Source organism: Nonomuraea harbinensis (assembly GCF_019396385.1).
GTDB lineage: Bacteria > Actinomycetota > Actinomycetes > Streptosporangiales > Streptosporangiaceae > Nonomuraea > Nonomuraea ferruginea.
In genome coordinates, this window is record NZ_JAHKRN010000010.1 from 24,504 (window position 1) to 45,717 (window position 21,214).

General features: G+C 72.5%; 17 protein-coding genes and 1 riboswitch. Of the genes, 8 read left to right on the forward strand and 9 right to left on the reverse strand.

Annotation, left to right across the window (positions count from 1 at the left end; all coding sequences use genetic code 11):
• Nucleotides 1-101 precede the first annotated feature (101 nt).
• The 4 genes from KME79_RS13015 to KME79_RS13030 all read left to right on the forward strand — a co-directional run bounded on the left by KME79_RS13015 (nucleotide 102) and on the right by KME79_RS13030 (nucleotide 5,105).
• Nucleotides 102-1,868, forward strand: a complete 1,767-nt coding sequence (locus KME79_RS13015) for an AMP-dependent synthetase/ligase (protein WP_219544656.1) — start codon at nucleotides 102-104, stop codon at nucleotides 1,866-1,868.
• Nucleotides 1,869-2,035: 167 nt separating this feature from the next.
• Nucleotides 2,036-3,319 carry an ABC transporter substrate-binding protein gene (locus KME79_RS13020; protein WP_219544657.1) on the forward strand — a complete coding sequence of 428 codons (1,284 nt, stop codon included), beginning with the start codon at nucleotides 2,036-2,038 and terminating at the stop codon, nucleotides 3,317-3,319.
• Nucleotides 3,319-4,191, forward strand: a complete 873-nt coding sequence (locus KME79_RS13025) for a carbohydrate ABC transporter permease (RefSeq protein ID WP_219544658.1) — start codon at nucleotides 3,319-3,321, stop codon at nucleotides 4,189-4,191. Before KME79_RS13020 ends, KME79_RS13025 begins: the two co-directional genes overlap by 1 nt.
• Nucleotides 4,188-5,105, forward strand: coding sequence for a carbohydrate ABC transporter permease (locus tag KME79_RS13030; protein ID WP_148032789.1), 918 nt, complete (start codon nucleotides 4,188-4,190; stop codon nucleotides 5,103-5,105). Before KME79_RS13025 ends, KME79_RS13030 begins: the two co-directional genes overlap by 4 nt.
• 1 nt (nucleotide 5,106) lies before the next feature.
• On the opposite strand, the gene KME79_RS13035 is transcribed toward KME79_RS13030, so the two are convergent.
• From KME79_RS13035 to KME79_RS13070, 8 genes are all read right to left on the reverse strand, one after another.
• Nucleotides 5,107-6,192, reverse strand: coding sequence for a glycosyltransferase family 4 protein (locus KME79_RS13035; RefSeq protein ID WP_219544659.1), 1,086 nt, complete (start codon nucleotides 6,190-6,192; stop codon nucleotides 5,107-5,109).
• A complete protein-coding gene (locus tag KME79_RS13040; RefSeq protein ID WP_308248893.1) occupies nucleotides 6,189-7,538 on the reverse strand; it encodes a M48 family metallopeptidase in 1,350 nt (449 codons plus the stop codon). Before KME79_RS13040 ends, KME79_RS13035 begins: the two co-directional genes overlap by 4 nt.
• Nucleotides 7,535-8,356, reverse strand: coding sequence for a hypothetical protein (locus KME79_RS13045; RefSeq protein ID WP_219544660.1), 822 nt, complete (start codon nucleotides 8,354-8,356; stop codon nucleotides 7,535-7,537). Before KME79_RS13045 ends, KME79_RS13040 begins: the two co-directional genes overlap by 4 nt.
• 84 nt (nucleotides 8,357-8,440) lie before the next feature.
• Nucleotides 8,441-8,989 carry a C40 family peptidase gene (locus tag KME79_RS13050; protein WP_261808682.1) on the reverse strand — a complete coding sequence of 183 codons (549 nt, stop codon included), beginning with the start codon at nucleotides 8,987-8,989 and terminating at the stop codon, nucleotides 8,441-8,443.
• Nucleotides 8,990-9,050: 61 nt separating this feature from the next.
• Nucleotides 9,051-9,217: riboswitch (cyclic di-AMP (ydaO/yuaA leader) on the reverse strand.
• A 310-nt stretch (nucleotides 9,218-9,527) separates the two neighbouring features.
• Nucleotides 9,528-10,502, reverse strand: coding sequence for a C40 family peptidase (locus tag KME79_RS13055; protein WP_308248894.1), 975 nt, complete (start codon nucleotides 10,500-10,502; stop codon nucleotides 9,528-9,530).
• Nucleotides 10,503-10,586: 84 nt separating this feature from the next.
• On the reverse strand, nucleotides 10,587-11,909 hold the full coding sequence (locus KME79_RS13060) for an NYN domain-containing protein (protein WP_219544661.1): 1,323 nt from the start codon (nucleotides 11,907-11,909) through the stop codon (nucleotides 10,587-10,589).
• Between the two features lie 296 nt (nucleotides 11,910-12,205).
• Nucleotides 12,206-12,874: a response regulator gene (locus tag KME79_RS13065; protein ID WP_219544662.1), complete on the reverse strand. Its 669-nt coding sequence runs from the start codon at nucleotides 12,872-12,874 to the stop codon at nucleotides 12,206-12,208.
• Nucleotides 12,875-12,921: 47 nt separating this feature from the next.
• A complete protein-coding gene (locus tag KME79_RS13070) occupies nucleotides 12,922-14,130 on the reverse strand; it encodes a sensor histidine kinase (protein WP_308248895.1) in 1,209 nt (402 codons plus the stop codon).
• A 113-nt stretch (nucleotides 14,131-14,243) separates the two neighbouring features.
• Here KME79_RS13070 and KME79_RS13075 point away from each other — a divergent pair, with 113 nt between their 5' ends.
• From KME79_RS13075 to KME79_RS13090, 4 genes are all read left to right on the forward strand, one after another.
• Nucleotides 14,244-14,603 (forward strand): PH domain-containing protein, encoded by a 360-nt coding sequence (locus tag KME79_RS13075; protein ID WP_219544663.1) that lies wholly within the window; start codon nucleotides 14,244-14,246, stop codon nucleotides 14,601-14,603.
• A 507-nt stretch (nucleotides 14,604-15,110) separates the two neighbouring features.
• Nucleotides 15,111-15,755 carry an ATP-binding cassette domain-containing protein gene (locus tag KME79_RS13080; protein ID WP_219544664.1) on the forward strand — a complete coding sequence of 215 codons (645 nt, stop codon included), beginning with the start codon at nucleotides 15,111-15,113 and terminating at the stop codon, nucleotides 15,753-15,755.
• Entirely contained in the window at nucleotides 15,752-16,564 is an 813-nt protein-coding gene (locus tag KME79_RS13085) for an ABC transporter ATP-binding protein (protein WP_219544665.1), read from the forward strand. The genes KME79_RS13080 and KME79_RS13085 overlap by 4 nt, the downstream gene beginning before the upstream one ends.
• Nucleotides 16,561-19,551, forward strand: a complete 2,991-nt coding sequence (locus KME79_RS13090; protein ID WP_219544666.1) for an FtsX-like permease family protein — start codon at nucleotides 16,561-16,563, stop codon at nucleotides 19,549-19,551. The genes KME79_RS13085 and KME79_RS13090 overlap by 4 nt, the downstream gene beginning before the upstream one ends.
• Here KME79_RS13090 and KME79_RS13095 read toward each other — a convergent pair.
• A complete protein-coding gene (locus KME79_RS13095) occupies nucleotides 19,548-21,035 on the reverse strand; it encodes a hypothetical protein (RefSeq protein WP_219544667.1) in 1,488 nt (495 codons plus the stop codon). The genes KME79_RS13090 and KME79_RS13095 overlap by 4 nt on opposite strands.
• Nucleotides 21,036-21,214: the final 179 nt, after the last annotated feature.

Genomic DNA, 21,214 nt, shown 5'->3' on the forward strand with positions numbered 1-21,214 from the left:
ATTCGTTCCACATAACGCCTGGATGACGAAACCTACCGCTAGGTAACATATCGCGGTAACGTCCGGGTCGACCCGAAGCGTGCACCCGGAGGAGTTGATCCGTGCGCGAGTACAGCGTCCCCGTACTGGTGGATGTCCCCGCCTCTGCCTCGCTTGCCGACACCGTGTTCCAACGGGGCCGGGACGAGCCCGACCGGGTGATCATGGCACGCAAGACCGGCGACGGCTGGCCCGAGGTCACCGCGGGAGAGTTCCGCGACCAGGTGGCCGCCCTGGCCAAGGGGCTCACCGCGGCGGGGGTCGGGCACGGCGACCGGGTGGCGCTGATGTCGCGCACCCGCTACGAGTGGACGCTCGTCGACTACGCGCTCTGGACGATCGGCGCGGTCACCGTGCCGATCTACGAGACCTCCTCGGCCGAACAGGTCAGGTGGATCATCTCCGACAGCGGGGCCAAGGCCGCCTTCACCGAGCTCGACACGCACGAGCGCACGGTGCGCGAGGCGGCGCCCGGGCTGAAGGACGTCTGGCGGGTGGAGGCCGCGCTGGACGGCTCGCTCGCCCCCGGCGACGTGGACGACGCCGCCCTGGAGGAGCTCAGGTCCCGGGTGAGCGGGTCCGACCTGGCGACGATCGTCTACACCTCCGGCACCACGGGCAGGCCCAAAGGCTGCCTCATCACCCACGACAACCTGCTGTTCACCGCGCTGAACGTGCTGCGCGGGCCGCTGCGGCCGCTGTTCACCGGCGCTCCCGCCGCGCTGCTGTTCCTGCCGCTGGCGCACATCTTCGCGCGGATGATCCAGGTCGTGCTGCTGGAGGCGGGCGCGGTCATGGCGCACACCCCCAACATGAAGAACGTCGCGCCCGACCTCCAGGAGTTCCGGCCGACGTTCCTGCTGGGCGTGCCGCGCGTGTTCGAGAAGGTCTACAACGCCGCCGAGCAGAAGGCCATCGCGGGCGGCAAGGGCAAGATCTTCGCCCGCGCCGTCGACGTGGCGGTCGCCTGGAGCAAGGCCCGCGCCGGCGGCGGCGCCGGGCTCGGGCTGCGGCTCCAGCACGCCGTCTTCGACAAGCTGGTGTACGCCAAGCTCCGCGAGGCCACGGGCGGCCGGCTGTCGGCGGCGGTGTCGGGCGGGTCGGCGCTGGGCGACCGGCTGGGCCACTTCTTCCGCGGCGTCGGCATCGAGGTGTTCGAGGGCTACGGCCTGACCGAGACGTCCGCCCCGTGCTCGGTCAACCTGCCGGGCGGCAACAAGATCGGCACCGTGGGCCGGCCGCTGCCCGGCGTCACCCTGCGCGTCGCCGACGACGGCGAGATCCTGGCCAGGGGACGCAACGTCTTCACCGGCTACTGGAACGACGATCGGGCCACCGGCGAGGTCCTCGACGCCGAGGGCTGGTTCCACACCGGCGACGTGGGCGAGCTGGACGACGACGGCTACCTGCGCATCACCGGGCGAAAGAAGGAGATCCTGGTGACGGCCGCGGGCAAGAACGTCGCCCCCGGCCCGCTGGAGGACGCGCTGCGCGCGCACCCGCTCGTCTCCCAGGCGATGGTGATCGGCGACGGGCGGCCGTTCGTCAGCGCGCTCGTCACCCTCGATCCCGAGGCGCTGGAGCCGTACGCCCCCGCCACGGCCGCGGAGCTGCGCACCGACCCGCGCGTGCTGGCCGAGGTGCAGGGCGCGGTCGACCGGGCCAACAGCATGGTGTCCAAGGCCGAGCAGATCAAGAAGTTCACCGTGCTGGCCGCGGACATCACCGAGGAGAGCGGTCACCTGACCCCGACGCTCAAGGTCAAGCGGGGTGTCGTGATGCGCGACTTCGAGGCCGACATCGAGGCGCTGTACGCCCCGAAGGGCTGATCAAGCCCCACAACCGCCACTCCTGCAACTCACGAACACCCGGAAGGCCGCCAGGACGCCCTGGCGGCCTTTTGGCATATGTCCGTTGACAGTTTGAAAAGTTGGCTTTTCGATGAAGGGTGATCGAACTCGGGGGAATCTGAGGGTCCGGCCAAGGAGGAACCACCATGGACCACCGTCCGCCGATCTCCCGCCGCAATCTGCTGCTCGGCACGGCCGCCGCCTTCGGCGTGCCCGCCGTGCTGGCAGGATGCGGCGGCTCCGAACAGCCGAGCCCCGGCAGCACCTCCGGCAACCTCGGCGCAGTCACCCTGGGATCCAACGCCTCCGACGAGGTGCCGAAGAAGTCGCTCGCCACCGTGATCGAGAAGTTCACCCAGGCGAGCGTGCGGATCAACACCGTCGACCACAACACCTTCCAGGAGAACATCAACCGCTACCTCAGGGGCACGCCCGACGACGTGTTCACCTGGTTCGCCGGCTACCGGATGCAGTTCTTCGCCGAGCAGGGCCTGGCCACCGACATCTCGGACGTGTGGCAGGAGATCGGCGGCGACTACACGCAGGCGTTCAGGGACGCCTCCACCGGCGTCGACGGCAAGCAGTACTTCATCCCGTTCACCTACTACCCGTGGGCGGTCTTCTACCGCAAGAGCGTGTGGGAGGAGAAGGGCTACGAGCCGCCCAAGACGCTCGACGAGCTGACCGCGCTGGCCAAGAAGATGCAGGGCGACGACCTCGTCCCGATCGCGTTCGCCGACAAGGACGGCTGGCCCGCCATGGGCACGTTCGACATCATCAACATGCGGATGAACGGCTACGACTTCCACATCTCGCTCATGGCGGGCAAGGAGTCGTGGACGGACCCGCGGGTCAAGCAGGTGTTCGACACCTGGCGGGGGCTGATGGAGTATCACCAGCCGGCGTCGCTGGGCCGCACCTGGCAGGAGGCCGCGCAGTCGCTGGTGCAGAAGAAGAGCGGCATGTACCTGCTCGGCATGTTCGTGGCCCAGCAGTTCCCCGAGGAGGACCTGGCCGACCTGGACTTCTTCACCTTCCCGGAGATCAACCCCACCCACGGCACCGACTCCATCGACGCCCCCATCGACGGCTACATGGTCTCCGCCAAGGCCAAGAACGTCGACGGGGCCAAGGCGCTCGTCAAGCACCTCGCCCAGGCGTCGTCGCAGGACATCGCCACCGAGCTGGACCCCGGCACCCTCGCGGCCAGCTCCAAGGCCGACACCAGCGGCTACAGCGCGCTGCAGAAGCGCGGCGCCGAGCTGGTGTCGCAGGCCTCGCACATCGCCCAGTTCCTCGACCGTGACACGCGGCCGGACTTCGCCTCCACGGTGATGATCCCGTCGCTGCAGTCGTTCGTCGACAAGCCCGCCGAGATCGACTCCTTACTCACGAGCATCGAACAGCAGAAGGCCAACATCTTCCGCTGATGACCGTCAAGACCCGTCGCTACTCCGCCCGTGACGTGACCGTGCTGGTCATCGGGGTGGGGGTGGCCGTCATCGTCAACGTGGGCCTCATCTGGGGGCCCACGCTGGCCTCCGTCGCCCTGTCCGCCACCGACTGGAACGGCTTCGGGCCGATCGAGTGGATCGGCGGGCGGAACTACTCCGACCTGGCCGGCGAGTATCCGCCGTTCTGGTCGGCCGTCCGCAACAACATCCTCTGGCTGGTCTTCCTCGGGCTGGTCGCGACCCCGTTCGGGCTGTTCTGCGCGGTGCTGCTGGACCGGCGGCTGCGCGGCTCGCGCTTCTACCAGAGCGCCCTGTACATGCCGGTCGTGCTGTCGCTGGCGGTGGTCGGGTTCATCGCCCAGCTCGTCTACTCGCACGACTACGGCGTGCTGAACGCCGTCACCGGGCTGTCGGCCGACTGGCTCGGCGACCGGTCGATCAACATCTGGGTGGTCATGGTGGCGGCGGCCTGGCGGCACGTCGGTTACGTCATGATCATCTATCTGGCCGGGCTGAAGGCGGTGGACCCGGCGCTCAAGGAGGCCGCCGCCATCGACGGGGCCAACGAGAGGCAGGCGTTCTTCCGGGTGGTGTTCCCGACGCTGCGGCCGGTCAACGTGATCGTGCTGGTGATCACGGTGATCGAGGCGCTGCGCGCGTTCGACATCGTCTACGCCATCAACAAGGGCAGGAACGGGCTCGAACTGCTGTCGGTGCTGGTCACCGAGAACATCGTGGGCGAGGCCAGCCGGATCGGGTTCGGCTCGGCCATCGCGGTGATCCTGCTGGTGATCTCGCTCGGGTTCATCGTCACCTACCTGTCGCAGCTGTTCAGGGAGGAACGATGACGCTGACCGCGCCCGTCGGCACCAGCCCGGAACGCGAGGCGGCGCCGCCGCCCCGGCGCGGGGCCCGGCCGCTGCGCTGGCTGCTGCACGCCTTCCTGGCGGTGGTGGCCCTGGGCTGGCTGATGCCGCTCCTGCTGGCCGTGTACGCGTCGCTGCGCCCGTACGACGAGACCGCCCGCCTGGGCTACTTCTCGCTGCCCGAGCAGCTCACGCTCGACTACTACGGGCAGGCGTGGAGCCAGGCCGAGCTGCCCCGCTACTACCTCAACACGCTGATCATCGTGATCCCGGCGCTGGTGCTGACGCTGTTCCTGGCCTCGTTCGTGGCGTTCGCCATCGCGCGGGCGCGCATCCCCGGCCGCAAGACGCTGCTCATCGTGTTCACCGCGGGCAACCTGCTGCCGCCGCAGGTCCTCATCACCCCGCTGTACTCGCTCTACACGCTGATCCCGCTGCCCGCGTGGCTGTCGGACTCGCAGTCCCTGTACGACTCGTACCTGGGGCTGATCCTCATCCACGTGGCGTTCCAGTTCGGGTTCTGCGTGTTCGTCATCGCGAACTTCATGCGCACGATTCCCGAGGAGATCTCCGAGGCGGCGCTGGTCGACGGGGCGAGCCTGTGGCGCCGCTACTGGACGCTGACGTTGCCGCTGTGCAGGCCCGTGCTGGCGGCGCTGGGCACGCTGCAGTTCACCTGGATGTACAACGACTTCCTGTGGGCGCTGGTGCTCATGGTGTCGGGCGACAAGCTGCCCGTCACCTCGGCGCTGAACAACCTGCGCGGCCAGTTCTTCACCGACTACAACCTGCTGGCCGCCGGATCGGTGCTGGTGGCGCTGCCGACGCTGATCGTGTTCCAGCTGCTGCACAAGCATTTCGTGGCCGGGCTGACGCTCGGCTCGACGAAGGGATGAATCAGAGCAGGGCGTGGAAGCGGGCGGCGACCCGGTCCCAGGACCACTCGCCGACGACCCAGTCGCGGCCGGTCTCGCCCATCTTCCGCGCCTGCTCGGGACGGGTCAGCAGCTCGACGACGGCGCGGGCCGCGGGGGCCGGGTCCGCGCCGTCGACGACCAGGCCGGTCTCGCCGTCGCGTACGGCCTCGGGCGCGCCGCCCGAGCGGCCGGCCACGACCGGCAGGCCGGTCGCGGCCGCCTCCAGGAACACGATGCCGAGCCCCTCCACGTCGATCCCGCCCCATCGGGTACGGCACGGCATGGCGAAGACGTCGGCGGCGGCGTAGTAGCCGGGCAGGTCGGCGGCCGGGACGGTGCCGGTGAAGACGATCGACGGGTGCCCGCCGGCCAGCTTCTCCAGCGCGCGCCGGTGCGGCCCGCCGCCGACCAGGAGCAGCACGGCGTCCGGCACCGCGCCGAGCACCTCCGGCCAGGCCCTGATGAGCCGGTCCTGGCCCTTGCGCGGCACCAGCCTGGACACGCACGCGACCACCGGCCTGCCCGCCAGCCCCAGCTCCGCCTTGGCCGCCCCCGGGTGGAACAGGCCGGTGTCGACGCCGGGCGCGAGCCGTACCAGCTTGTCCTGCGGGATGGCGCGGGCCAGCCGCGCGCGCGTGTACTCGCCCAGGTAGGTGACCACGTCGGCGTGCGCGCCGATGCGGCGCAGCACCGCGCGGAAGCCGGGCGCGCTCGCCCACGACGCCTCGTGGCCGTGGGTGAGCATCACCACGCGCCGCGCGCCCGCCGCGCGCAGGCGCGGCGCGAGCAGGCCGAGCGGCGCCGCCGCGCCGAACACGACGGTGTCCGCGCCGTGCCCGGCCACCAGCTCGGCCGCCGTACGGGCGACGGACGGGACGGGCAGCATGAGCCGCCCGGGGTGACGGACGACGGGGTACGGCTGACGGCGGTCGAACTCGGCGCACCCGCGCCAGGCGGGGGCGTAGACGACCGCGCCCGGGGTGCGCAGGGCCAGGCCGTGCACGAACGACTGGATGCCGCCCGGGCGGGGCGGGAAGTCGTTGGTGACGAAGACGACTCGGGTCACGGGCCGGGGACGCCGTTCAGCTTCGCCCAGGAGCGGGCCATCGCGATCCGTTCCGGTGCCGTGGGATGGGAGGCATAGAGCACATATTCCACTGCATCGGGCGACAAGTCGGAAATATTGGCTGTTGCCAGGCGTTTTTGCATCGCGGCGAACGTGACCGGATCCCGCGTCAGGTTCAGGGCGTGGGCGTCGGCCCTGGCCTCGATGTGGCGGCTGACGAAGTTCTGCGCGGGGCCGGACAGGAACGTCGCCAGCGTCATCAACCCCAGGATCGCGCCCGCCGCGCGCCAGTCGGCGATCGACGTGACCCCGGCGCGCCGGCGTACCGGCCCGAAGACCAGGAACAGCAGGATCGCGCCGAGCGCCGCGCCCAGCGCGCCGACGAGCGTGCCGTAGAGCACGTCGTTCTCCCCCGCGTGGCCCAGCTCGTGCGCTACCACCAGCTCGACCTCGGGCTGCGGGGCCTTGAGCAGGTTGTCGTAGACCACGATGCGGCGGGTGGCGCCGAAGCCGGACACGTAGGCGTTCAGCGCGGTGGTGCGGCGGGAGGCGTCGGCCACCAGCACGTCCTCCACCGGCACCCCGTCGCGCTCGGCCATCGCCAGCAGGTTCGTCCGCAGCGGGCCTTCCGGCATGGACCTGAAGTCGTTGAACACCGGCTCGAACACCACCGGGTAGACGAACGAGGCGGCCACGGTGAGCGCGAACGCCCCCGCCGCGGCGGGAATCCACCAGCGCCTGAACCGCCGGGCCAGCGCCACCACCGCCACGACCATCACGCCCAGCAGAGCCGTGTTGATGGCGATGCTCTTGAGCCGGTCGCCCGTCCAGGACGCCCAGTCCTGCGTGGAGAGGCCGTAGTCGCGCAGCACGGTCTCGAACCAGACGCCGAGCGGCCAGCGCAGCGCCTCCTCGACGACCGTGAGCACGAGCACCCCCAGCAGGACCCGCACCCACCACGGCCCGCGCAGCACCCCGAGGATTCTGGCGCCCAGCGGGGTGGCGACGAGCAGTCCCGCGAACACCAGCGTCAGCCCGAGCGACAGGTAGCCGGGCACGCCGGTGGCCGCGTCGAACGCCTGGGCGCGGGCGATCTGCCCGGCGGTGAAGTCCGCGGCCGGGTCGGCGGCCACCTCCGGCGCCCCCGGCAGCGCCTGCCACGGCGTCGTCAGCCCCACCACCGCGAGGATCCCGGCCCCCAGCACGACCCCGGCCACCCCAGCCTGCCGCCGCCCCCTCCGACCCGCCCCACCGTCCTGCGGCCCCGGCGTCCCGGATCGGGTCCCGGCCTGGTCGCCCGTGGCGCCGTTCCTGTCGTGGCCGTCGTCCACTTCGCGTCCTCTCACCCCAGCTGGTCCCGCACGTACGCGCGCCACCCCCGGGTCAGGCCGCCGAGCGTGAGCCCCCGCGCGGCGAGTGCCCGGTCGGTGCCGACACTCTGGGCATCACGGTAGAGCCTCACCAGAGTCCCCTCGCCCGCGCTCTCGGCCAGGAACCGACACGCCAGCCACGCCTCCTGGTACGCACGCGCCAGCGCGTCCCCCCGGGAGCCGAAGTCACCGGCCCCGGGCAGCTCGTCCGGCAGCCGCCCCGCCCGCACCTCGGCCGCCAGTTCGGCCGCCGCCACGGTGACCGCCAGCCCCGCGTCCCGATAGGCCACGTAGTCGGCGAATCCCTCGTACAGCCAGCCGGGCAGCCCGTCGGTGCCCGCGGCGACGTGCGTGAGCTCATGCGCGAGGACCACGTCCCTGCCGGTCGGGTTGAGCCGCGCGAAACCCTCGGGCACCACGATCACCCGCTGCCCGTCCGCCACCGCCGCCAGCCCGCGCACGTCGGCGACGCCGGCCAGCCGCGCGGCCTGCTCCCCTGACGCGGGCACCAGCACCAGCGGGCGCACGGGCCGGCCCAGCACGCCCGACACCCGTCGCCCCGCCGCGTCGGCCCGCCGCGCCAGATCGGCCAGCAGCCCGGGATCGGCCCGCTGCCCGGCGACCAGCGCCCGCTCGCCGCGCGCGACGCCCAGCTCGCCCCGCCACAGCTCCCGCACCCCGGCCAGCTCGTCGGGCACCCCGGCGGACCACGACTCCGGCGCCGCCCCGCCGGCCGCGGCCACGGCGAGGACCAGCCCCGCCACCACCGCTCGACGGCCCACGATCCCGGACATGCTGTCCGATGCTAGCGGCGGGACGCCCGTCCCACGCATCACGAAGGCCCCGCCCCCAGTCAGGGGCGGGGCCTTCGCGATCGGTCACAGACCGGGGCGTACCGCGCCGGCGAACGACGACTTGCGCCATCCGTTCAGCTTCTCGACGCGCACCGTCTTGCCCGAGCTCGGCGAGTGCACCATCTTGCCCTTGCCGATGTACATGCCCACGTGGCCGAGCCCGCGGAAGAACATCAGGTCACCCGGCTTCAGGTTCTTGTAGGAGACCTTCTTCCTGATGCCCGCGAACTGGCTGTTCGTCACGCGCGGGATCTTCACCCCGGCCTTCCGCCAGGCGAACTGGACGAGACCTGAGCAGTCGAAGGCGTGCGGCCCGGTGGCCCCGTAGCGGTACGGGTCACCGATCTGCTTCTTGGCCACCGCGACGGCCTTGTGGGCCTTCACCTTCTGCCGGGCCGCCTTCGCCTGCTTCTTGGACAGGACCTTCTTCGAAGTCGCCTTCTTGGAAGCAGTGGTCTTGACGGCCTCGACCGTCGTCACCGAAGCTCCGGCCGGGGCGATCACCGTGTCCGCCTGCGCCGCCGGGACGTGGAGGGCCAGCCCTCCGGCCGTCACGGTCATGCTGAGCGCCACGCCGCTGACGGCAAGGCGAGACAGACGGGGGTTCTTAGGGGAGGTAGACAGGATTGCTCCTTGAGTCTTCCACGAACGCCTACCGGGTTAGCTGACGGATTCGGGCCTGGAAGTCGCCCTACGGCGCGTCGCCGCGCCGATTCACCCCTGATCCCGCCCTGAAATGACGGGATCTATGGTTCCCCGGCTCCGTGCCTCCTGGCTGCACGGATTCGGCAGGCCACCACCCGGGTGAAGGTTCCCGGAGATGTGGCGGTGACCGGCGGATTCTTGTTCGTCCACGTCGCGGCGCCGGCGGCGCGGCGGCGATGGCCGGCGGCGGGCATGGGGTGTCCGCCGCGACGCCAGAACCTACGCCTGAAGTCATGGGCTGGCAAAGGCACGGTCAGCACATGACGATCTGACAAGCCCGCTGTCAGACCCGCGGATCCCTGCTGGCAAGCCAGTCCCGTTACCCAGATGTGACCATACTCACACTTGCCGCCCTGACGATGTGTCAGAGCCCTTCTGTCACATCAGTCACAGGGGTTTCAGCGGCTCACGGGCGTACCGCGCCGACGAGCCGGCGCCCGTACGCGGAGAGCGGGACGACCTTGACCACGTCACCGGTCTGCGGCGCGTGCACGATCTTGCCGTTTCCCGCATAGATGCTCACGTGGCCCAGCCCTTCGCTGAAGATGAGGTCACCGGGCTCCAGGGCGTCCAGCGACACCCTCCGGCTCGCGCCCCAGGCCCACTGCTGCCACGTCGTACGCGGCAGGGAGACGCCGGCCGCGCGCCACGAGGCCTGCGTCAGGCCGGAGCAGTCCCAGCCGCCGGGGCCGGTGCCGCCGAACTGGTAGGGCTTGCCGATCTGGGCGTAGGCGAAGTTGAGCACCGCCGCCGCGCTCCCCGAGGCGGGGCCGGTGTACTTGACGCCGGTGCTGTTCGGGTCGCCGACGCGGTAGGCCCCGAGGCGGTCGAGCAGCTTCTTCTGCTGGGCGATCAGCTTCTCGATCTCGGAGCGCTCCTTCTTGACCTTGTCGCGCTCCTCGTCGGCCTCGCCCAGAGCCCCCTGGGCCTTGTCACGCTCGATCTTGAGCCCGCGGTTCTCCCGGTCGAAGGCGGCCAGCCTGCCGGCGCGATCGGCGGTCAGCCGCTCCGTCAGCGCCATCTGGTAGAGCAGGTCACCCGGGTTCTCGGCGGTCACCATGGTCGGCATCGAGGTCAGGTCGCGGCCCATCTTGTAGCCGTCGACGGCCATCGTGACGACCTGCTGCCGCAGCTCGGCGACGGTGGCGAGCTTCCGCTTGTAGCCGGCGTTGAGCTTGTCGTAGCGCTTCTTGGCGGCCTTGTAGTTCTCCGTCGCCGTGTTGTAGCGATCGACGACCTTGTCGGCCTTGTCGTTGAGCTTCTCGAGCTTGGCCTTGGCCTGACTGATCGTCGGTTGCGGGTCGGCGGCCACTCCTCCCGTGGGGAGAGTGATCAGCCCGATCACGAGACCCGCGGCCAGTGGCGCCCGGCCCAACCTCACAGCTCGCCTCCCAGGGGGAATACATCTGGGGCGAAATAGTACAGAAGTGGAAGGTGAGGTCTCACCTAAACACTGATTTGTAATCTAGGCGCGGCCGAGCCTGCGCAGCAGCAAAGCAGACGGAACGGGTCTGGCTCCCATGCGCCGGACGGATTCGGCCACCTCGCGGTCGGAGGAGACCACGGCCATGGCGCGGCCCGGCGGCTCGGCGCGTACCAGCTGGCGGATCAGGTCGTCGGCGATCTCCCCCGGCGCGCTGAACAGCACCCGCACCCCGCGCGGCGCGACGACCTGCACCGGCGCGTTCAGCTCCGCCCCGTCGAACACCACGGTCACCTCGACCCTGGTCTGCGCGACCAGGCCGCCGAGCCCGGTCATCAGCCGGTTGCGCTGGTCGGCCAGCGTGAGAGTGCCGTAACCGGTCTTGGTCACGTTGTAGCCGTCTATGATCAGATGGACCTGCGGCAGGGCGAGGAGCTGGTCGAGCAGCTGCGGATCGTCGTCGGCCAGTGCGCGGGCCGGCACCCCCCGCACGCCGGGCGTCTCCCCGGCGACGGCGGCCACCGAGTCGGCGGGCCTGGAGATGGTGGTGGGCAGCGCCAGCTCCCTGCGCAGCCCGGCGGAGGCGTCCTGCAGCGCGTCGAGCAGCACCCGTATGCGGGCGTCCTCGATGCTGCGCCCCTCGCGGGCGGCCCTGCGCGAGGCTTCGAGCTGTTTCTCCACGTCGGCCAGGCGCTCGCGCAGCCGGCGCAGCTCGGTCTCACCGGCGCTGCCGGCGGCCGTGGCCGCGGCCCTGGCGTCCTGGGCGGTCTGTTCCATCGCCTCGGCCCGCTGCACGGCCGCCTTCGCCCGCTCCCGGGCGTCGTGGAGCTTGCGGCGCAGGTCGGAGTTCTCCCCCCGGGCGGCCTTGAGCTGCTCGCGCAGCCGGTCGACCTCCTCCTTGGCCGCCGACTTCTGCGCGGCGAGCTGCTCGCGCAGCCGGGACACGACCTCCTCGCGCTCCGCGCCCTCGGCGGCGGCGGCGTTCCTCTCCAGGTCGGTCCTGGCGGCCTCGATCATCTCCTCCCACCCCGGCGGGCGGGTGAGGTAGGCGGCCGCGGCGACGAGCACGGGATCGGCGGCGGGCGGGACGTTGCCCTCGGCCAGCGACGAGACGAGCTCCGGCCACCCGGCCGTCACGTGCTCCGCGACGGCCACGCGGAAGTCCTTGTCGTTCTCCAGCTGGGCGGCGATGGGCGCGCCGCCCAGGCGGGCACGCTTGCGCGGATCGAACTTGGCGATGCCGCGCAGCGGCGGCGGGACGGTGGCGGCGGGCATCGAGCCGAGAACCTGGGCGGCCAGGTCGACGACGTTGAGTCGCACCTGCTCGGGAAGCGGGCGAGACAGGCCTTCACCCGCTGAGCTCATCCCACTGTCCCTTCATGACATGCTCTTTCAGACAAGGGTACGGCTGCCGGGTACCTGTCCGTAACGGGCATCCTTTTCCGGCTAAGCGCTCGGTCCCGCGGCCGTTTCCACCCCCCTGCCCCAGCGCCGACCTGCGAGGCGTCTCCTCGGGAACTCGGGCGCGTCCTCTCGCGCCGTCCGTGCGAGGCGAGCGGTTCCGACGGTGCGTGTGTGGCCCGTACCTGCGTGGAGTCACTCCCGTACGGGACCGGCCCGCAAGGAAAGGCCGGGCAAAACCTGGAACTCCAGGACGTGCGTCAGAGACTGGCGTCGTAGACCAGCAGGGCCACCTGCACCCTGTTGTTCAGTTCGAGCTTCGTCAGGATGCGCGAGACGTGCGCCTTGACCGTGGGGACGCTCATGAACAGCTCGCGCCCGATCTCCGCGTTGGACCTGCCCCGCCCCACGGCCAGCGCCACCTCCCGCTCGCGCTCGCTGAGCCGGCCGATCAGGGCCCTGGCCCGGTCCGCGCGGCCACCGGCGCCGCCGTTGGAGACGTGGGCGATGAGCTGCCGGGTCACGGCGGGCGACAGGATCGGCTCCCCCGCCGCCACCTTCCTGATGGCGGCCACCAGCTCGACGGGCGGGATGTCCTTGAGCAGGAACCCGGCCGCGCCCGCGCGCAACGCCCGCAGCACCTGCGCGTCGGCGTGGAACGTAGTCAGCACGAGGACCTCGGGCGGCGACTGGGCGGCCCGCAGCGCCTCGGTCGCGGTCAGCCCGTCGACGTCCGGCATCCGGATGTCCATCAGCACCACGTCCGGCCGATGGCGGGCGACCATCGCCGGCACCTCGGCGCCGTCGCCCGCCTCACCGACGATCGCGATGTCGTCGGCGCCGCCGAGGATCATCGACAGCCCCGCCCGGACGAGCGCGTCGTCGTCGACGATCAGCACCCTGACCGGCCGCGCCCCTGGCGTCGTCATCCGTCCTGCCACCAGCCCTTCACCAGCGCCTTCCCCGCCCCTCGCCGTCATGTCCGCGCCGGCCAGGGTAGCCAGGCGCGGACCACGTACTCACCCTCGGGGGTCGGGCCGTGCTCCAGCCGCCCGCCCGCCAGCGCGGCGCGCTCCGTCAGGCCGATGAGCCCGGCCCCGGCGCCGGGGATCTGGACGCCGGGGATGCGGGGGCCGTGGCGCACGGGCAGCCAGTTGCGCACCTCGGCCGACACCCCCTCACCCGGCCCACCGGTCACGGTCACGGTGACCGGTGCGCCCGCCGCGTGTTTGCGCGCGTTGGTGAGCGCCTCCTGGACGATGCGGTAGAGGTTGCGCCCCGGCTTCTCCGGCACCTCGCCGGCCTTGAGACGCAGGCTCACGTCCATGCCCGCCTGCTCGCACTCCGCCACCAGCGCGGGCAGGTCGGCGAGCGTGGGCTGGGGCCGGTCGGGGACCTCCGCGTCCGCGTCGTGGTGACGCAGCACGCCGATCACCTCACGCAGGTCCTGCAGCGCGAGGTGGGCGCTGGCCCTGATGGCCCCGGCGGCCCTGGCGACCTCGTCGGGGGGCGCGCCGGGCCGGAACTCCAGCGCGCCCGCGTGCAGGCTGAGCATGGACAGCCGGTGCGCGAGCACGTCGTGCATCTCCCTGGCGATCCGCTCCCGCTCCAGCCGCTTGGCCTCCTCGGCGGCTCCGTCGGCCCGCTGCCTGAGCGACCAGATGAGCTGGCGCCTGGCCCGGACGACGATGCCCCAGGCGAAGGTGGTCAGCACGATCGCGAGGGCGAGGATCGCGTACGTCGGCCCGCCGAGATCCACGTCCGGGCGGAGGAAGTAGAACGGCACGATCACGAGCAGCCCGAGCCCGGCGATCGTGCCGGAGATCTTGAACGGCCGGTGCACCGCCACCGTGAACAGCGCCACCACGGACGCCCCGCCGACCATCTCGAAGTAGCCCGAGGCCACGGTGGTGACCAGCGCGAGGCCGACCGGCCAGCGGCGGCGCAGCCACACCGACAGGCAGGAGATCACGCCCACCACCTGTTCCGCGGCCACCAGCGGCGTCGGCCCGTCGATCTCCAGCGCGGTCATCAGAGTGAGCCCGCAGGCCAGCAGGAACATGGCGATGTCGACGATCCAGTCGCGGGTGGAGCGCCGCACCGGCCCGCCCGCGCCGCCGTCGCCGAGCAGCACGGACGGGAGCACCCATCGGTACTCCTGGTGCGGCTCGCTCGTCGGGGTCACGTCTCACGAGGTTAGGCGCTACCGATGGCGATCGAACAGCGACCAAAGTCGATGGCGCGCGAAACCTCGGGCCGACGCGCGGGTCCGCGGGGCTCGTGCCACCCTTGACGGCCATGGACGTGGTTGTCGATGCGCGCGAGACCGCGCTGCGCCCGCCCCGCAATCAGGCGGATCCCCGGGCGGTGTCCTGGTGGACGGTGCAGTGGCTGCTGTTCATGCTGCCGATCGGCGGGAGCGCGGTCGCGGCGTTCTGGTTCCTGACCGACCGGCCGTTGTGGCTGGGCGTGGCGGCGACGGCACTCGCGGTGGGATGCCTGGCGGTGGCTCTGGTGGCACCGCACACGTACTACCGGGTCCAGCGCTGGGAGGTCACCGGCGAGGCGGTCTACACGCGCGGGGGCTGGCTGACCCACACCTCCTTGGCCGCCCGCCTGACAGCCGCGACCCAGTCCACCCCGGGCGACGCCACATGACCCCCGGGCCCGCGCGCACGGAGGGATGTGACATGGGCGAGGCCGCCGTGCCCGAGCCGGAGGAGGAGTGGCAGGAGCTGCCTCGCGGCAACCTGCGGGCGGCCGCTGTCAAATCGCTGTCAAATCGCTGTCAAGTCGCCGGCCGTCGCGGTGCCGGCGGTGACGGTGCCGGCGCGCGTGCTGACAGGGCTGGACTGGCCACCGGGCGCGGCTCGCGGCGAGGTTCTGGAGCTGGCGGCGCGTGCGGCCCCCGGCCTGCTGGAACCGTTCCTGATCCGGGGCCACGGTCACAAGATCACAAGTAGGTCACGGCTCAGGGGTGGGACGGAGACGGCGGTGAGCCGCGCGGCTCCCCCACTCCTGCCCGCCCAGGCCCCTGTGCTGGGCGGCTCTGCTCGCGCGGCTCACGTGTCGCCTGCTGGCACCACGGTATGCGGCGTGCTTGCAGCGGACTTGCGAGGTTGTTGACGGTTGACGTCAAGCCGCCCCCCGGAGGATGATCCGCGCGTGGTGCCCCCACCTGCCATCTCCTGTCGCGCGCTCTCCTGCGTCGTCGCGGGCAGGAAACTCATCGACGACCTCACACTCGAACTGGACGAGGGCGAGCGGGTCGCGCTCATGGGCCCGTCCGGCTCGGGCAAGACGACGCTGCTGACGACGCTGGCCGGGCTGGCGCCGCCCGCCGAGGGGCGCGTCCTGGTGGGCGGTGTGCCGCTCGACGAGCAGCCGGAGCTGCGGGCCGGCCTGGCCCTCGTCTTCCAGTCGTACGGTCTGCTGAGCCTGCTGACGGCGGCGGAGAACGTGGAGGTGGCGCTGCGCGCGGCGGGCCGGCCGCCGCGTGAGGCGATGCGGCTGGCGGCGGCGGCGCTGGAGCGGCTGCGGGTGGCCAGGTTCGCCGATCACCTGGTGGAGGAGCTGTCCGGCGGGCAGCAGCAGCGGGTGGCCGTGGCCAGGGCGCTGGCGCTGCGCCCCAGGGTGCTGCTGGCCGACGAGCCGACCGCCGAGCAGGACGCGGTCCACCGCGAGGTGGTGCTGGACGAGCTGCTCGCCGTCGGCGCGGACGGCACCACGCTGGTGATCGCCACCCACGACCCGGAGGTGGCCGAACGCTGCGATCGGGTCGTCGAGCTGCGCGCGGCGGTCCACCGATGAGCATGGTGCGCTGCGACGGGATCGTGCAGATCTACCGGGCGCAGGACGTCGAGGTGGTGGCGCTGCGCGACGTCGACCTGGTGATCGATCCCGGCGAGACGGTGGCGCTGCTGGGTCCCTCGGGCGCGGGCAAGTCGACGCTGTTGTGGCTGCTCGCGGGGCTGCTGCGGCCCAGCGCCGGCCGGCTGTGGCTCGACGGGACCGACGTGGGCCGGCTCGACCAGCGCGGGCTCGACCGGTTGCGGGCGTCGCGCATCGGCGTGGTCCTGCAGAACCCGTCGCGCAACCTGATCGGCTACCTCCCGGCCGCCCAGAACGTCGCGTTCGCCCAGCGCGCGGTGAAGCGCGACCGGCGCCGGGTCCGTGACCTGCTGGCCCGCGTCGGGCTGGAAGACGTCGGCGACCGGCCCGCGGGCGGGATGTCGGGCGGCGAGCAGCAGCGGCTGGCGCTGGCTGTGGCGCTGGCCAACTCCCCCAGGCTGCTGCTGGCCGACGAGCCCACCAGCCAGCTCGACGCCGGGTCCGGGCAGCGGGTGATCGACCTGATCAAGGAGTCCGCCGAGGCCGAGGGCACCACGGCGGTGGTGGTGACGCACGACCCGGGCGTCAGCGAGGCGCTGGGCCGCACGGTGACGATCAGGGACGGCCGGGTCGGCGCCGAGGGCCGTCACGGCGAGGACTTCGTGGTGGTCGGCAGGGAGGGCGCGGTGCAGGTGCCGCCCGAGTACCACCACCTGCTGCCCCCCGGTTCCATGGCCAGGATCGAGGCGGTGGAGGACGGGGTCGTGCTGCGAAGGGTGGAGCCGTGATCCTGCGAGGCCTGTGGGAACGCCGCACGCTCGCCCTGGTGGTGCTGCTGATCGCGGTCGTGCCGATCGCCTCGGCCGCCGTGGCGCCGATCTACTCGGCGGGCGCGCTGACCACGATCGTCCGCGACGCGATACGCGAGGCGCCGGTGGAGGGCCGCGGCTGGCGCTACACCACGTCCGGCGGCACCATCGAGCCCAAGGTGGCCGGCTTCACGGCGGGCGCGGGCTTCACCGACCCGCCGGTGTTCGGCATGGAGGTGTCCAGCGGCAGCGCCGACCAGGACGACCGTCGCGCGTACACGGTGGTGTGGCAGGACGGCCAGTGCGAGCACCTGGAACCGGCCCGGGGGCGCTGCCCCGCCGCCGCCGGGGAGGTGATGGCCAGCGAGGCGTCCGGGCTGGAGACCGGCGACGTCGTGCGCCTGAGGTCGCTCCGGTCCGCGCGGCCGGGCTCGGCCACGCTGGAGACGGCCCCGCTGGAGGTCGTCGGCGTCTACCGGCCGGGCGACCCCGCGGACCCGTTCTGGTTCGGCAGGACGCTGTTCGACCCGCAGGGGCAGCCCAGCCAGAACAAGGCCGACGCGCTGTTCACGGCACGCGAGACCCGCTCCGTCACCTACTACGTCGGCTCGGGCCTCGGGGAGCAGGCCTGGACCGACTACGCCCTGATCCGCGTCAATCCGGACCGGCTGACCGGCACGGACCTGCCGTTGCTGGCGGAGATGCAGGCGCTGGCCGAGGCCACGGGCCGGACCACCGACGCCATCGTGTTCTCCCGGATGGCCGACACGCTGCGGACGATGGACGCCAACGCCGGCACGCTGGGCGTGCCCGCGCTGCTGGTGGCGGCGCAACTCGTCGGGCTGGGCTGGCTGCTGCTGTTCCAGACGGTCGGCGACCTGGTGCGCGCCCGGGGGCCGGAGATCGCGCTGGCCAGGCTCCGCGGCCACGGCAGGGTGCGGGTGTGGCGGTTCGCGCTCGCCGAGCCGTTGCTGCTGCTCCTGCTGGCGGTGCCGCTGGGCCTCGCGGCGGGCTTCGCGGCGGCGAGCCTGATGATCGGCGCGCTCCTGCCCGCGGGCGTCCCCACCACGTTCCCTCCGGCGGCGGTCGCGGCCGGGCTGGCGGCCACGCTCGGCGGGGTGCTGGCCGCGACCGCGTCGGCCTGGCGCGTCGCCACCCGGCCGGTCACCGAGGAGTGGCGGCGCACGCCGCGCAGGAGCGCCCGCGGCTGGGCGCTGGACGCGGTGGTGCTGGCCGTGACGGCGCTGGGGCTGACGGAACTGCTGGCGGCCGGTGTGATCACCGATGCCTCCGGGGAGAGCGCCGGCGCGATGGCCGTGCCCGGGCTGATGGCGCTCGGCGTCGCGCTGCTGGCCAGCCGTGTCCTGCCGGTGGCGAGCGGATGGCTGTTCGGTCTCACCCGGCGGCGCGGCGGGCTGGGGCCCTTCCTGGCGCTGCGCCAGGTGGCCAGGGGTCCCGTGACGGCGGGCAGTGTGATCGTCCTGGGCACCGCGTTCGGGCTGGCCACCTTCGCCGTGGCGGCGTGGACGGCGACGAGCGACGACTACGCGCGGGTGGCGGCCTTCCACAACGGCGCTCCCACCGCCATCACCGTCCAGCCGGTCGAGCCGGGCGAACTGGCCGCCGCGGTCGAGGCCGCCGACCCCGGAGGCGCGCTCGCCGCGCCGGTGATCAAGATGCCGGGTACGCCGCAGCTCGTGGTCTCCGACCCCGACCGGCTGGCACGGGTGGCGCACTGGGATCCCGAGCTCGCGGGCGGCAAGGACCTGGCCGGGGCGATGGCCGCGCTGCCGAGCCCCGACGCCGCCCGGGTGTGGGTGCGCGGCGAGCGGTTCCGGCTGCGGCTGGCCCACAGCGAGCTGACCGAGAACTGGGCGGCGCAGGTCAAGGCCGCCTTCCGGATCACCGGCAGGGTGGGCCCGGTCTCGATCACCATGGGCGAGCTCCGCGGCGCCGGCGGCGCGTACGAGTGGAACCTGCCCCTGCCCTGCCGCCAGGTGCCCTGCGAGCTGCGCAGGATCCACGCCGACCTGAACGCCCTGGGGAGCGTGGAGGGCGGGGCCTTCGTCGAGGTGCGGGTGGAGAGCATGGAGGTGCTGCGGGACGGCGCCTGGCAGCCGGTGCCGGCTCCCGCCTGGCGGGTGGACCAGGACCCGAGCCGGACGGACGGCAGCTTCGGCGTCTCCGACACGGGCATGCAGGTGCTGCGGCCGGCCACCTACGAGCAGGAGCCCGCCGGGATCGTGGTCGGCGAGGTGGGCGCGAAGGCGGTGCCGGGGCTGGACAACGCCTTCGCCTACCGCGTCCGGCCCGCGGTCACCGCCGCGGCCGCGCCGGGCATCACCGGCGCCGGCGTCCTGATGGATCTCGAACAGGCCGACAGGATCGCGTACGGGGTGGACGAGAAGGCCCAGTTCCAGGTGTGGACCCGCCAGTCCGGCACCGCGGCGCTGGAGGCGGCGCTGGCCAGGGAAGGGCTGACGGTGGTGTCCACGGTGCGCGCCGCGGATCTGGAGGCCGGATACGCCGCCGAGGGGCCGGGGCTGGCGCTCATGCTGCTGCTGGTGTCGGCGCTGGCCGCGGCCGTGCTCGCGCTCGGCAGGACCGTGCTGGCCCTGCACACGGCGGCGCGGCGGCGCGGCTACGAGCTGGCCGCGCTGGAGGCGGCCGGCGCGAAGGCGCCGGCTCTGCGGCTGTCGCTGCTGCTCGAACAGGCGATCACGGTCGTGACCGGCACGCTGGCCGGGCTGGTGGCCGGACTGGTCGCCGCCGAGGCGGCGCTGGGCCGCATCCCGCAGTTCGCCGAGCCGGTGGTGACGCCGCCGCTGCCGCACGAGGTCGCGGCGGCGCCCGTGGCGCTCGTCACCGGCGCCGCGCTGGCGGCCACGCTGCTGTGCGCGCTGCTGGTCTCCGAGCTGCTGCTGCGCGGCGTACGGGTGGAACGCCTGCGCGACACCCCCGCCTAGCTGCCGATCGGCTTCTGGGCCAGCGCGGCCAGGAACGCCTTGGCCATCGTGAGCGCGCCGTCGCGGGCCTCCTTCTCCGGGAGCATCTCGGCCTCGGGCGCGTCGGCGGGCTTGCCCTCGGGCCGGTCGGCGCCCGCGTAGTCGACCACCACGACCAGCGAGCCCTGCCGCGCCGTCACGCTGCCGCTGCCGGCGTGCACGTCGCCGCGCCGGGTCTGGACGTAGCGGCCGTAGGCGGCCTCGCCGAGCCCTTCGACGTCGCGGACGTCGCCGAACACGATGCCGCTGAACGACGAGTTCTCGGTGCTGTTGTCCTGGCCGCGCTGGGTCGAGTAGTAGGACCCGGCCGCGGTCTTGTCGGCCACGCCGGCCCGGTTGGTGAAGCTGTGCACGGTGATGAGGACGCTGCGGACGCGGGTCTTGCCCGCCACGCCCGGCGCGTCCCGGTTGAGCCAGCGGCACTCGGTCTGGGTGTCGTTGCCCGTCTCGGTGCCGCGCGCCCGGGTCTCCGGCTCCGGCACCAGCGCGGTGACGGCCTGCGTGATGGACTCGCAGGCGGCGGGGAAGATCTTCAGCTCCGTCGGCGTCGGGGTGGGGGCGGCCTGCGGCGTGCTCGTGACGGTCGGGTACGGCTGGGCGACGACGTTCGGGTGCTTGGCCTTCCAGTCGGCGACGCCCTTGGCGAAGTGCTTGATCAGGCCGGTCACCTCGCGGATCGCGTTCTCCTCGGTGATCGACTGGGTGGTCTGGTTGCTGAGGATCTGCGCGTCCTTGCGCTGCTGGCCCGCTTGGTACTTGACCTCGATCGTCATGTCGTGGACGCGGGCGTAGGCCTGGCCGAACGAGTACCACAGCAGCTGGCCGGAGCGGCGCCAGGTGTACTGGGCGTAGGCGCCGTCGCCGACGCCGGGGATGTCCGTGACCGGGGAGATGCGTTCCTTCTCGCCCTTCTTCGGGGTCGGCCTGGCCGTCTCGCGGTACTTCGCGCCGCCGTAGTCGAACTCGTAGGAGCTCTGCGCCATGGCCCGGCCGGTCTTCGCGCCGTCGCCCAGGTGCTGCCCGATCTTGACGTCCACCTCGCGGTTGCGCCAGAACTCGCCGTACGAGATGCGCTGGTTCACCCAGTTACAGGTGAACGTGGTGACCGACGGGTGCTGCCGGGAGCCCTTGACCACGGTCGCCCCGGGCACCAGCCGGTCGGCCTCCTCCTTGGGCAGCATCGCGCAGACGTCGGGGCCGTCCACCGCCGCCGCGCCGGCCGACGCCTGGGAGGCGGTGGGGTCCGCCTGCTGCCGCGTGGGCGCGGGGTCGCTCGCCCGCGAGAGCTGCCCGTACACCAGATAGCCGCTCGCGCCCCCGCCCACCAGCACGACGGCGGCGGCGGCCAGCAGCGGCAGCAGCCACGGGCGGCGCCTGGGCGGGCGCGGCGGCCCGGGCGGCGGGCCGGGCGGCGGGCCCGGCAGGCTCTGCGGCATCTGAGGCATCTGCCGCATCACCTGCATCGGCGGGTGCGGCGGCGGGTGCGGCCCCGGGGGACCCGCCGGTGGCTGGAAGGGTCCGCCAGGTGCCGGGTAGGGGTTCGGCGGCTGGTTCTCGCTACCGGGATGCACCAGTGACTCCTGGGGTTAGCCATGACTTGCGGGGAGACATGCTAGTCAGCCCG

Coding starts and splice junctions, on each gene's coding strand:
- KME79_RS13065 (WP_219544662.1), bottom strand. CDS start 12,874: ATGACGACGCCAGGGGCGCGGCCGGTCAGGGTGCTGATCGTCGACGAC.
- KME79_RS13085 (WP_219544665.1), top strand. CDS start 15,752: ATGAGCATGGTGCGCTGCGACGGGATCGTGCAGATCTACCGGGCGCAG.
- KME79_RS13030 (WP_148032789.1), top strand. CDS start 4,188: ATGACGCTGACCGCGCCCGTCGGCACCAGCCCGGAACGCGAGGCGGCG.
- KME79_RS13025 (WP_219544658.1), top strand. CDS start 3,319: ATGACCGTCAAGACCCGTCGCTACTCCGCCCGTGACGTGACCGTGCTG.
- KME79_RS13045 (WP_219544660.1), bottom strand. CDS start 8,356: ATGTCCGGGATCGTGGGCCGTCGAGCGGTGGTGGCGGGGCTGGTCCTC.
- KME79_RS13075 (WP_219544663.1), top strand. CDS start 14,244: ATGGACGTGGTTGTCGATGCGCGCGAGACCGCGCTGCGCCCGCCCCGC.
- KME79_RS13020 (WP_219544657.1), top strand. CDS start 2,036: ATGGACCACCGTCCGCCGATCTCCCGCCGCAATCTGCTGCTCGGCACG.
- KME79_RS13060 (WP_219544661.1), bottom strand. CDS start 11,909: ATGAGCTCAGCGGGTGAAGGCCTGTCTCGCCCGCTTCCCGAGCAGGTG.
- KME79_RS13095 (WP_219544667.1), bottom strand. CDS start 21,035: ATGCCTCAGATGCCGCAGAGCCTGCCGGGCCCGCCGCCCGGCCCGCCG.